Source organism: Streptomyces sp. IMTB 2501 (assembly GCF_001953885.1).
Taxonomy (GTDB): Bacteria; Actinomycetota; Actinomycetes; order Streptomycetales; family Streptomycetaceae; genus Streptomyces.
Window position 1 is genome coordinate 204,932 of record NZ_MQUS01000003.1, and the last position, 11,027, is coordinate 215,958.

Below are 11,027 nucleotides of genomic sequence, written 5' to 3' on the forward strand. Positions count from 1 at the left end.
GAAGGCGGCTGCCCCGACCGGGGCACCCGGACAGAGGCACGACGAGCGAGGGAGGGAGCCGGAGCGATGGGCGACCACAAAGAGCAGCCTGTGCGGGTGGGCGCGGCCGTCCGGCGGCGGCGCCGCGCCCTGGAGCTGACGCTCGCCGTCGTGGCCGAGCGCACCGGTCTCTCGGTGCCCTTCCTCAGCCAGGTCGAGAACGACCGGGCCCGCCCCAGCCGCACCTCGCTGGAGAAGCTCGCCGACGCCCTGCGCACCACGGCTGTCGAACTCCTCGCCGCCGCCGACCCGGCGGCCAGCGTCGACGTCGTGCGCGCCGACCCTGCCGCCGAGGAGGACTTCGCGCCCCGCACCCGCTCCCTGGTGCGTGGCCACCACCAGCTGCACGCCTCCGAGTTCACCGGCGACCACGACGCCGGCCGCGAGTTCCAGCATCGCAACGACGAGCTGATGTACGTCGCCGACGGTGCGGTGGAGATCGAGGCCGAGGGTCGCGCATACCGCCTCGGCCGAGGCGACACCCTGTATCTGACCGGCGGCGTCCGGCACCGGTGGCGGGCGACTGTGCCGGACACACGGGTCGTCGTGGTGGCGGTGGCCGAACACATCGAAGCGGTCCAGGACCGGTCCCGTTAGTGCGGGTCGTCTCCCTCGTACCGTCCCTCACCGAGGCCGTCGCCGAGACGCTCCCCGGAGTCCTCGTCGGCGCCACCGACTGGTGCGCGCACCCGGCGGACCTGGACGTCACCCGGATCGGCGGCACCAAGAACCCGGACACCGGGCGGATCCGTGCCCTCGCTCCCGATCTCGTGATCGCCAACGAGGAGGAGAACCGCGCCCCCGACCTCGATGCCCTGCGCGCCTCAGGGCTTTCGGTGCTGGTCACCGAGGTGCGCGGGGTGCCGCAGGCGTTCGCCGAGCTGGAGCGGGTGCTCAGTGCGTGCGGTGCACGGGAACGGCCGGGCTGGCTGGTGGAGGCGGAGGAGGTCTGGGCGGCACTGTCGCGGCCGGAGGGCCGTGCGACGGCGGTCGTGCCGATCTGGCGGCGCCCCTGGATGGTCCTCGGCCGGGACACCTTCGCCGGTGACGTCCTGGCCCGGCTGGGCGTCGACCACCTGCACGCCGGCCACCCCGAGCGCTACCCCCGCATCCCGCTGGAGGAGCTGCGCGCGGCCGCTCCGGACCTGGTGGTCCTCCCCGACGAGCCCTACCGCTTCACCGCCGACGACGGCCCCGAGGCCTTCCCCGGCCTGCCCTGCGCCCTGGTCAGTGGCCGGCACCTGACGTGGTACGGCCCGTCCCTGCGGACAGCGCCACGGGTGCTGGCCGAGGCGCTGCGAGCAGCTCGCCGCTGAGCAGGCCGCGTAGGGTGCCGCCGGCGGCAGCCAGCCAGGCGGCGGTGAGGACGGCGTACAGCCCGACGGCCAGCCCGTCGTACACCGCCAGACCGGTGTGCCGGGCGAGAGCCATGGCGCCGGTGACACAGGTCCCCACTGGGAAGGTGAAGGCCCACCAGGTCATCGCGAACCCCATGCCCTGCCGGTGGGCCCGCACCACGTGCGCGGTCGCCAGCGCCAGCCACATCAGCGCGAACCCCATCACCGGCACCCCGTAGAGCACGGCGAAGACGCCGAGGCCACGGTCGTACGGAGCCGGTACGACTCCGGGTGCCACGTCCGCGATCTTGCCGAGCGCGCTGGTGGACTGCCCGAGCGGACCCAGGACCAGGAACAGGGTCGGGGTGAGCGCGAGCGGCAGCGGGGTGGAGCTGATCAGTCGGGCGAAGACCAGCGGCAGCATCAGCAGCGTCGCGAGCAGGCTCAGCCCGAACATCGCCAGGCATGCCAGCAGGAGGGTCTCGCGGGGCTGACCCGCCGGCAGATACGGCACGAGCAGCGGGCCGAGCGCGGCCGACACCATGGGCGCGACCAGCGGCAGCAGCCATACCGGGGTCGCCTGCGCGGGCTCGACCCGGTGCCGTACGGCCATCAGGTACGGCACGGCCATGGCGGCCGCGAGCCCGACCGCCGTACCGGCGGTGAACAGCACGGCGTCCAGTACGACCGCCGTGCCGGTGCCGATCAGATCCCGCCCGGCGGTCAGGGCGCCGCCGCCGACCGCCAGCAGGGCCATCGACAGGCAGCCGTAGAAGGGCGCCACGGCCGGGTCGAGGAGATGGGCGCGGGCCTGGTCGCCGTGCCGGGTCCAGTGCACGGTCCGGGCCGCGAGCAGGGCCACCAGCATGATCAGGGACAGTGCCCAGGCCCCCGCGAACACCGCGCGCAGGGCTGCCGGGTGCGCGGGGAGCGCGACACCGGCGGAGCCGAGGATGGCGGTGCCCATGACGGAGGCGTACCAGTTGGGGCCGAGCCGGCGGACCCGGGAGGCGCGCGGGACGGAGGCGGTGGGCAGGGGGTGGGCTACGGTGACCATGACTCCACGGTCCCGCCGCTGTCCGCCCCTGACCAGGGAGTTCCCGACTATGAGGGCATAAGCTGGTCTTATGAGCGAGGCGGAGGGGCAGCGAGAGCACACCGGACCACTGGCACACCGGGTGCCCGATCTGGCCGCACTGGAGCTGCTGCTGGCGGTGGCGCGGCTGGGCAGTCTCGGTGCGGCGGCGCGCGAGGTCGGCATCACCCAGCCCGCGGCGAGCAGCCGGATCCGGTCCATGGAACGGCAGTTGGGGGTGGCCCTGGTCGACCGTTCGCCGCGCGGTTCCCGGCTCACGGACGCGGGCGCGCTGGTGACGGACTGGGCCCGCCGCGTGGTGGAGGCGGCGGCCGCCTTCGACGCGGGTGCGCGGGCCCTGCGCGACCGCCGGGACTCACGGCTGCGGGTGGCGGCGAGCATGACCATCGCCGAGTATCTGCTGCCCGGCTGGCTCCTCGCGCTGCACGGCGAGCGCCCCGACACGGCGGTCTCCCTCCTCGCCGGGAACTCGGCGAAGGTCGCGGAACTCCTGCTGGCCGGCGAGGCGGACCTGGGGTTCGTGGAGGGCCTGTCGGTCCCCACGGGCCTGGACTCCGCCGTCATCGCCCGCGACCACCTGATCGTCGTCACCGCGCCCGGCCATCCCTGGGCCCGGCGCCGGCGCCCCCTGACGGCGGAGGAGCTGGCCTCCACCCCCCTCATCCTCCGTGAGCGCGGCTCCGGTACCCGCCAGGTTCTGGACGCGGCCCTCGGCGGCCTCGCCCGCCCCCTGATCGAGCTGTCCTCCACCACGGCGGTGAAGGCATCAGCGGTCAGCGGCGCCGGCCCCTCGGTCCTCAGCGAGCTGGTGGTGGGCGAGGAACTCGCCATGCGGCGCCTGGTCAGCATCCCGGTGGAGGGCGTCTCGCTGCGTCGCGACCTGCGAGCGGTCTGGCCGACGGGGCATCGGCCTACGGGGCCCGCGCGGGAGTTGCTGTCACTGACCCGGGGGTGAGGGGTACTTCCGCTACGGGGCGCCTGCCCGCAGCGGCGGCGCCTCGCAACCGGCCGCACCGCACCCCCCGAGGGGCGCGGGCCCGCATCGATATGCGGCTACCGCCGCGTGGGCGCGACCAGCCCACCACGCGCCGCCACCCGGCAGACGGCCCCGGGCCCAACGGCGAAATCCCGTGGCCCATCGCCCGCAGGGCACGGCACCATGCCCGCATGACCGTCACCGCCCCGCCCGCCGCAGGCGCCCGCACCCCCTGGGAAGACCTCCCCTCCGCCGTCCGGCACGCGGTAGGCGAGACGCTCGGCGCGCCGGTCGTACGCGCCGTGACACAGAACGGCGGGTTCTCACCCGGCGTGGCCGCCCGCGTCCGCACCGCCGCGGGCGGCACCGGCTTCGTCAAGGCGGTGAGCGCCGAGGCCAACCCGCACAGCCCCGAACTGCACCGCCGGGAGGCGCGGAACGCCGCCGCGCTCCCGCCCGCCGTACCCGCACCCCGCCTGCTCGGGACGTACGACGACGGCACCTGGGTGGCGCTGGTCTTCGAGGAGGTGGCCGGGCGCCAGCCGTATGTGCCCTGGCGGCCGGACGAGTTGGGCCGGGTGCTCGACGCCGTGACCGTGCTCGGCCGCACCGGCACGCCGTGCCCGCTGGACGTCCCGCCCGTCGCCGAGGACCTGGCGGAAGCCTTCAGCGGCTGGCGCCGGCTGCTCGACGGCGAAGCCGGTGACGTGCGGGGGCGGCTCGATGCCTGGGCCGCCGGCCATCTGCCCGACCTCGCCGCGCTGGAGGCCCGGTGGGCCGAGGGCGCCTCGGGGGACACCCTGGCCCACTGCGACCTGCGCGCGGACAACGTGCTGCTCACGGCCGACGGAGGTGTCGTCTTCGTGGACTGGCCGCACGCCCTGCGCGCCGCGCCCTGGTTCGACCTGCTCGTTCTGCTGCCGTGCGTACGGGCGCAGGGCGGACCCGACCCCGAGGAGGTCTTCGCCGCGCACCCGCTGGGCCGGGACGCAGACCCGGACGCCGTGACCGCCGCGCTGGCCGCCCTCACGGGTTACTTCCTGCGCAGCTCCCTCAACCCGGCACCCCCGGGCCTGCCCACCCTGCGCCCCTTCCAGCGCGCCCAGGGTGACACGGCCCTGCACTGGCTCAGAAAGCGCCTGTGGCGTTGACCGCTCAGCCCGCCGCCGCGACCAACCCCCGCATCACCCGCAGATCCTCGCCCATCTCCGGATGCCACTGGACTCCGAGGACCCAGCCCTCCGTCGCCGGCAGCTCCACCGCCTCCACCGTGCCGTCCGGCGCGTACGCCGAGGCGATCAAGCCTCGGCCGAGCCGCTCGACCGCCTGGTGGTGGTACGTGGGCACGGCCGTCTCCTCGGGTACGAGCCCGGCGTACAGCGTCCCCGGCACCGGCTTGACCGGATGGCTCCCGAAGGCCCCGACCACCTCCGCATGTCCGTCGAGATGCTGGACGAGCGCGCCGCCGAGAGCGACGTTCAGCAGTTGCATGCCCCGGCAGATCCCGAGCAGCGGCACCCGCGCCGTCAGCGCCGCGTCGATCAGCGCCAGCTCCCACGCGTCCCGCTCCCGTGCGGGCGGCCCCGTGCGCGGGGAGCGCTCGGCGCCGTACCGGGCCGGGTCCACGTCCGGGCCGCCCGCGATGACCAGCCCGTCCAGCCGGGCCACGGTCTCCGCCGCGCGTTCGGGCGCGTCCGGCGGCAGCATGCAGGCCAGCCCGCCGGCCCGCTGCACCAGCCGTGGATAGCCGGCCGGCAGCAGCGCCGCGTCCAGCTCCCACACGCCCCAGCGCGCGCCGGACTCCAGATATGTGCTCACACCGATCAGTGGCCGTACCGTCATGCTGCCCTCCCCGGCAGTCAAAGGTTCACCCTCACACCTTTGCAGAGCGTGCTTATGCCAGGAAGCCCCGCAGCAGCGCCGCCGTGCCCGCGCAGTGCTCGCGCATCATCTCCCGCGCGCCGTCCGCGTCCCCGTCCAGCACCGCCTCCACCAGCGCGGTGTGCTGGCGCTGCGAGTGCTCCAGGTTGCGCACCAGCAGCGGGATGCAGTCCAGCAGGTCGTTCACCGTGGCCCGGACCGCCGCGTACTGCGCGGTCAGGGAGGGGGAGCCGCACAGCTCGGCCAGGGTCAGATGCAGCAGGGTGTCCGCCCGCCGGTAGTCCGCCAGCGGGGCCTCGTGGGTGCGGTCCAGCGCCTCGCGCAGCCGGTCCGCCTGCTCGGCCGTCAGTCCGTGCGCCGCGCACAGCCCGGCCGCGCCCACCTCCAGGACCTCGCGGAACCGGAGTACGTCCTCGATGTCGACCGACGCGATCCGTCGCCGTAGCTCGTCCTCGCCGCCGGCGTCCGTGCGCGGCAGGACGAACGTTCCGCCGTAGCGCCCGCGCCGCGCCTCCACCAGCCCCTGGTCCTGGAGTACCTTCAGCACCTCGCGCAGTGTCACGCGGCTGATCCCGAGCCGCTCCGCCAGCTCCCGCTCGGCCGGCAGCCGCTCACCGCCAGGCACCAGGCCGAGCCGTACGACCTGGAGGATCTGCTCCAGCGCCTCCTCGAAGCCGTTGCCCGCCCGCACCGGGCGCAGCACCGGAGCGAGCCCGTCGGCGACTCCCGGCGCATGCGCCCCGTGCCACTCCGTCTCGCGCGACATCCGCCGTACCCCCTTCCCAAACAATGGTTCTGAGCAATACCTTAAGGCTCCCGGCCCGGCCGAAAAAGCGCGAAGGCGCCGAAGGAGGCTCTCCCGTGGCAGACCGCACACCCCCGCTCGGCGTCGAGGAACTGCACGCCCTCGTCGCGAGCGGTGAGATCGACACTGTCGTCCTGGCCTTCCCCGATATGCAAGGGCGCCTCCAGGGCAAGCGGTTCGCCGCCCGCTTCTTCCTCGACGAGGTCCTGCACCACGGCACCGAGGGCTGCAACTACCTCCTCGCCGTCGACACCGAGATGAACACCGTCGACGGCTATGCGATGTCCTCCTGGGACCGTGGCTACGGCGACTTCGCCATGCGTCCCGACCTGTCGACCCTGCGCCGTGTCCCCTGGCACCCCGGCACCGCCCTGCTCGTCGCGGACCTCGCCTGGAACGACGGCTCCCCGGTCGTCGCCGCGCCCCGCCAGATCCTGCGCCGCCAGCTGGAGCGGCTCGCCGCCCTCGGCTACACCGCCCAGGTCGGCACCGAGCTGGAGTTCATCGTCTTCAAGGACAGCTACGAGGCGGCCTGGGATTCGGGCTACCGGGGGCTCACGCCCGCCAACCAGTACAACATCGACTACTCCATCCTCGGCACCGGCCGCATCGAGCCCCTGCTGCGCCGGCTGCGCAACGACATGGCGGGCGCCGGCCTCACCGTCGAGTCCGCCAAGGGCGAGTGCAACCCCGGCCAGCACGAGATCGCCTTCCGCTACGACGAGGCCCTCGTCACCTGTGACCAGCACGCGCTGTACAAGACCGGCGCCAAGGAGATCGCCGCCCAGGAGGGCGTCTCGATCACCTTCATGGCCAAGTACAACGAGCGCGAGGGCAACTCCTGTCACATCCACCTGTCCCTCGCCGACGCCGACGGCAACAACGCCATGGCCTCGGACGGCCCCGGCGGCATGTCCGACGTCATGCGGCACTTCCTCGCCGGACAGCTCGCCGCCCTGCGTGACTTCTCGCTCCTGTACGCCCCGAACATCAACTCCTACAAGCGGTTCCAGCCGGGCTCCTTCGCCCCCACCGCCGTCGCCTGGGGCCACGACAACCGCACCTGCGCCCTGCGCGTGGTCGGCCACGGCCGCTCCCTGCGCTTCGAGAACCGCCTCCCCGGCGGTGATGTGAACCCCCATCTCGCCGTCGCCGGACTCGTCGCGGCCGGCCTGTACGGCGTCGAGCAGAAACTCGAACTCCCCGATCCCTGCTCCGGCAACGCCTACACCGCCGGCCTCGCGCACGTCCCGACCACCCTGCGCGAAGCCGCCGAGCTGTGGGAGAACAGCCCCATCGCCAAGGCGGCCTTCGGCGACGAGGTGGTCGCGCACTACCGCAACATGGCGCGCGTCGAGCTGGAGGCCTTCGACGCCGCGGTCACCGACTGGGAGCTGCGCCGCTCCTTCGAACGCCTGTGAACCAGCCCGTGAAAGGTCGATTCGTGTCCGACTCAGACGCGTTGAAGGTCCTCAACCCCGCCACGGAGGAGGTCGTCGCCACCGTCCCCGCCGCGAGCGAGGAGGACGTGGCCGCCGCCGTCGTACGGGCCGCCCGGGCCCAGAGCGGATGGGCCACCCTCGCCCCCGCCGACCGGGCCCGGCTGCTGCGCCGTTTCGCGGACGTGGTCGACGCCCACACCGAGGAACTCGCCCAGCTGGAGGTCCGCGAGGCCGGGCACACCGTGGGCAACGCCCGCTGGGAGGCCGGCAACGCCCGCGACCTGCTGTTGTACGCGGCCGGTGGCACCGAACGCCTCCTCGGCAAGCAGATCCCCGTGCCCGGCGGCTGGAACATCACCTTCCAGGAGCCGTTGGGTGTCGTCGGAGTGATCGCCCCCTGGAACTTCCCCATGCCGATCGCCGCCTGGGGCTCCTTCCCGGCGCTCGCGGCCGGCAACGCGGTCGTCCTCAAGCCCGCCGAGACCACCCCGCTCACCGCGCTCCGCCTCGCCGAACTCGCCCTGGAGGCGGGCCTGCCCGAGCACGTCTTCCAGGTGCTGCCCGGCCACGGCCACACCGCCGGACGCGCCCTGGTCGACCACCCGGACGTTGCCAAGATCGTGTTCACCGGCTCCACCCGCACCGGCCGCGAGGTCATGGAGCGCTGCGCCCGCCTGGTCAAGCCGGTCACCCTGGAACTCGGCGGCAAGAGCCCCAACATCGTCTTCGCCGACGCCGACCTCACCGCAGCCCTCGACCCGTTCTCCTTCCTGGACAATGCCGGCCAGGACTGCTGCGCCCGCACCCGCATCCTGGTCCAGGAGTCCGTCTACGACGAGGCCCGCGAGTTCCTCGCCGACGCGCTGGCCGACGTCGTCGTGGGCGACCCCGCCGACGAGAAGACCCAGATGGGCCCGCTGATCTCCCGTCAGCAGCTCGACCGCGTACGGTCCTACGTCCCCGCAGACGCCCCGGCCCTGCGCGGCAGCGCCCCCGACGGCCCCGGCTTCTGGTTCCCGCCGACCGTCCTCACGGGGGAGCGCCACGACAGCGCGGCGGCCCACGAGGAGATCTTCGGGCCGGTTGCCGTCCTCCTCCCCTTCACCGACGAGCAGGACGCGATCCGCCTCGCCAACGACACCCCGTACGGCCTCTCCGGCTCCCTGTGGACCCGGGACCTCGGCCGCGCCCTGCGCCTCTCCCAGGCCGTCCGCGCGGGCAACCTGTCCGTCAACTCCCACTCCAGCGTCCGCTACTGGACCCCGTTCGGCGGCTTCAAGCAGTCCGGCCTCGGCCGCGAACTGGGCCCCGACGCCCTGACCGCCTTCACCGAAACCAAGAACGTCTTCATCAGCGACGTCTCCCACAGCACGGAGGGCCCCGCACAGTGACCGCAGAATCTGTTTGCCGCCGCCTGGTCGGCCGTACCGCCGTCGTCACCGGAGCCGGCAGCGGCATCGGCCTCGCCACCACCCGCCGGCTCGCCTCCGAGGGCGCCCACGTGGTCTGCGCGGACGTGGACGAGGCCCGCGGCAAGGCCGCCGCCGACGAGGTCGGCGGACTCTTCGTGAAGGTCGACGTCACCGACCCCGAGCAGGTCGAGGCGCTGTTCAAGACGGCGTACGACACCTACGGCAGCGTCGACATCGCCTTCAACAACGCCGGTATCTCCCCGCCCGACGACGACTCCATCCTGGAGACCGGCCTGGAGGCCTGGAAGCGCGTCCAGGAGGTCAACCTCACCTCCGTCTACCTGTGTTGCAAGGCCGCCATCCCCTACATGCGCCGGCAGGGCAAGGGCTCCATCATCAACACCGCGTCCTTCGTGGCGCGGATGGGCGCGGCCACGAGCCAGATCTCGTACACCGCCTCGAAGGGCGGCGTGCTGGCCATGTCCCGCGAGCTGGGCGTGCAGTTCGCCCGCGAGGGCATCCGCGTGAACGCCCTGTGCCCGGGGCCGGTCAACACCCCCCTGCTCCAGGAGCTGTTCGCCAAGGACCCCGAGCGGGCCGCCCGCCGCCTCGTGCACATCCCGGTCGGCCGGTTCGCCGAGGCCGAGGAGATCGCCGCCGCCGTCGCCTTCCTGGCCAGCGACGACTCCTCCTTCGTCAACGCCACCGACTTCCTGGTGGACGGCGGCATCGCGGGCGCGTACGTCACGCCGCTGTAGAGCCAGAGCCCGTCAGAGGAAGGTGTGCCCCTCACCCCGGTAGGTCGGCACGGTCGCGGTCACCGCGTCCCCCTCGACGAGATGCAGCTTCTCGAACCGCTCGCACAGTTCGCCCGCCTTGGCGTGCCGGAACCACACCTTGTCGCCGATGAGGAGGTCGTCGGCGGGCGAGCCCAGCAGCGGGGTCTGCACCTCGCCGGGGCCTTCCTGCGGGTCGTACGTCAGGCCCTCGGGCAGATACGGCACCGGCAGCCGGTCGGGACCGGCGGCCCCGGAGGCCGGATACCCGCCGCCGAGCACGGTGACCACCCCGACGCCCGGCCGTCGTACGACGGGCTGGGCGAACAGGGCCGCCGGGCGGCCGGTGAAGGACGTGTAGTTGTCGAAGAGCCGCGGCACATACAGCCCCGAACCGGCCGCTATCTCGGTCACGGCGTCCTCGGCGGCGGTGTGCTGCACACTGCCCGTGCCACCGCCGTTGACGAACTCCAGGCCGGGTACGACGGCCCGCACCGCACGCACGGCCGCGGCCCGCCGCTCGGCCAGTTCACGGCGGGCGGCCGCCTGCATCAGCCGGATGGCCCGCGACCGCAGCGGCCGCCCGGCCAGCGAGTCCCCGACACCCGCGATGTGACCCTCGTACCCCATGATCCCCACCAGCCGGAAGCCCGGACGCCGGGCCACCGACCGGGCCAGCTCGGCGAGTTGGGCGGGGGAGCGCAGCGGAGAGCGCAGGGCCCCGACCCGGACCCGGCCGCCCAGCAGCTTCAGCGAGGTGTCCAACTCCAGGCAGACACGGATGAGTTCACGCCCGCCGTCGCGGGCGGAGTCGATGAGGTCGAGGTGCGCCGGATCGTCCACCATCACGGTCACCGCACCGGCGAGCTTGGGATCCGCGGCCAGCTCCGCGAAGCCGCTCCGGTCGGCGGACGGATAGGCCAGCAGGATGTCGTCGAACCCGGAACGGGCGAGCCACAGCGACTCGGCCAGGGTGAACGACATGATGCCCCGGAAGCCGTCCTTGGCCAGAGCCCGCTCCAGCAGGGCCCGGCAGCGCACGGACTTGCTGGCGACCCGGACCGGCTTGCCCGCGGCCCGGCGGACGAGATCGGCCGCGTTGGCGTCGAAGGCGTCCAGGTCCACGATCGCGAGAGGGGCGTCGAGATGGGCGGTGGCCCGGTCGTAACGGGCCCGATCAGCGGCACGCGCAGTCATGACGGAAGCCTGCCAGACAGGATTACCGCAGGGTAGGGGGACGTTCCGGGCAGATGCCCCGCCGCC

The 11,027-nt window shown here is 73.4% G+C and carries 11 protein-coding genes; 7 read left to right on the forward strand and 4 right to left on the reverse strand.

Annotated elements, in window-relative coordinates; genetic code table 11:
• Positions 1-66: 66 nt before the first annotated feature.
• Together AV521_RS07375 and AV521_RS07380 are read left to right on the forward strand one after the other, a co-directional pair.
• A complete protein-coding gene (locus AV521_RS07375) occupies positions 67-636 on the forward strand; it encodes a helix-turn-helix domain-containing protein (RefSeq protein WP_076085248.1) in 570 nt (189 codons plus the stop codon).
• Positions 636-1,355 carry a helical backbone metal receptor gene (locus AV521_RS07380; protein WP_076085251.1) on the forward strand — a complete coding sequence of 240 codons (720 nt, stop codon included), beginning with the start codon at positions 636-638 and terminating at the stop codon, positions 1,353-1,355. The genes AV521_RS07375 and AV521_RS07380 overlap by 1 nt, the downstream gene beginning before the upstream one ends.
• Here the strand turns inward: AV521_RS07380 and AV521_RS07385 are convergent.
• Entirely contained in the window at positions 1,267-2,433 is a 1,167-nt protein-coding gene (locus AV521_RS07385) for a TDT family transporter (RefSeq protein WP_076085254.1), read from the reverse strand. The two genes, AV521_RS07380 and AV521_RS07385, sit on opposite strands and share 89 nt — an antisense overlap.
• 70 nt (positions 2,434-2,503) lie before the next feature.
• On the opposite strand from AV521_RS07385, the gene AV521_RS07390 reads away from it, so the two are divergent.
• Together AV521_RS07390 and AV521_RS07395 are read left to right on the forward strand one after the other, a co-directional pair.
• Positions 2,504-3,427 carry a LysR family transcriptional regulator gene (locus AV521_RS07390; protein WP_076085257.1) on the forward strand — a complete coding sequence of 308 codons (924 nt, stop codon included), beginning with the start codon at positions 2,504-2,506 and terminating at the stop codon, positions 3,425-3,427.
• A 212-nt stretch (positions 3,428-3,639) separates the two neighbouring features.
• A complete protein-coding gene (locus AV521_RS07395) occupies positions 3,640-4,599 on the forward strand; it encodes a phosphotransferase (protein WP_076085260.1) in 960 nt (319 codons plus the stop codon).
• Positions 4,600-4,603: 4 nt separating this feature from the next.
• Here AV521_RS07395 and AV521_RS07400 read toward each other — a convergent pair whose 3' ends face one another.
• Positions 4,604-5,290: a gamma-glutamyl-gamma-aminobutyrate hydrolase family protein gene (locus AV521_RS07400; protein ID WP_076085263.1), complete on the reverse strand. Its 687-nt coding sequence runs from the start codon at positions 5,288-5,290 to the stop codon at positions 4,604-4,606.
• 52 nt (positions 5,291-5,342) lie between these two features.
• Positions 5,343-6,095, reverse strand: coding sequence for a FadR/GntR family transcriptional regulator (locus AV521_RS07405; protein WP_076085266.1), 753 nt, complete (start codon positions 6,093-6,095; stop codon positions 5,343-5,345).
• A gap of 95 nt (positions 6,096-6,190) precedes the next feature.
• On the opposite strand from AV521_RS07405, the gene AV521_RS07410 reads away from it, so the two are divergent.
• From AV521_RS07410 to AV521_RS07420, 3 genes are read left to right on the forward strand one after another with little or no spacing between them, the layout of a single operon-like run.
• Positions 6,191-7,555 carry a glutamine synthetase family protein gene (locus AV521_RS07410; RefSeq protein ID WP_076085269.1) on the forward strand — a complete coding sequence of 455 codons (1,365 nt, stop codon included), beginning with the start codon at positions 6,191-6,193 and terminating at the stop codon, positions 7,553-7,555.
• A gap of 23 nt (positions 7,556-7,578) precedes the next feature.
• Complete coding sequence (locus tag AV521_RS07415; protein WP_076085272.1) at positions 7,579-8,967, forward strand: aldehyde dehydrogenase; 1,389 nt, start codon at positions 7,579-7,581, stop codon at positions 8,965-8,967.
• Positions 8,964-9,746, forward strand: a complete 783-nt coding sequence (locus tag AV521_RS07420; protein ID WP_076085275.1) for a 3-oxoacyl-ACP reductase — start codon at positions 8,964-8,966, stop codon at positions 9,744-9,746. Before AV521_RS07415 ends, AV521_RS07420 begins: the two co-directional genes overlap by 4 nt.
• Before the next feature lie 12 nt (positions 9,747-9,758).
• On the opposite strand, the gene AV521_RS07425 is transcribed toward AV521_RS07420, so the two are convergent.
• The gene (locus AV521_RS07425; protein ID WP_076085278.1) at positions 9,759-10,961 is read right to left on the reverse strand and encodes an amino acid deaminase/aldolase; all 1,203 of its coding nucleotides are present in this window, start codon (positions 10,959-10,961) and stop codon (positions 9,759-9,761) included.
• Between the last annotated feature and the right edge of the window lie 66 nt (positions 10,962-11,027).

Coding starts and splice junctions, on each gene's coding strand:
- AV521_RS07395 (WP_076085260.1), top strand. CDS start 3,640: ATGACCGTCACCGCCCCGCCCGCCGCAGGCGCCCGCACCCCCTGGGAA.
- AV521_RS07390 (WP_076085257.1), top strand. CDS start 2,504: ATGAGCGAGGCGGAGGGGCAGCGAGAGCACACCGGACCACTGGCACAC.
- AV521_RS07425 (WP_076085278.1), bottom strand. CDS start 10,961: ATGACTGCGCGTGCCGCTGATCGGGCCCGTTACGACCGGGCCACCGCC.
- AV521_RS07400 (WP_076085263.1), bottom strand. CDS start 5,290: ATGACGGTACGGCCACTGATCGGTGTGAGCACATATCTGGAGTCCGGC.
- AV521_RS07385 (WP_076085254.1), bottom strand. CDS start 2,433: ATGGTCACCGTAGCCCACCCCCTGCCCACCGCCTCCGTCCCGCGCGCC.
- AV521_RS07405 (WP_076085266.1), bottom strand. CDS start 6,095: ATGTCGCGCGAGACGGAGTGGCACGGGGCGCATGCGCCGGGAGTCGCC.
- AV521_RS07375 (WP_076085248.1), top strand. CDS start 67: ATGGGCGACCACAAAGAGCAGCCTGTGCGGGTGGGCGCGGCCGTCCGG.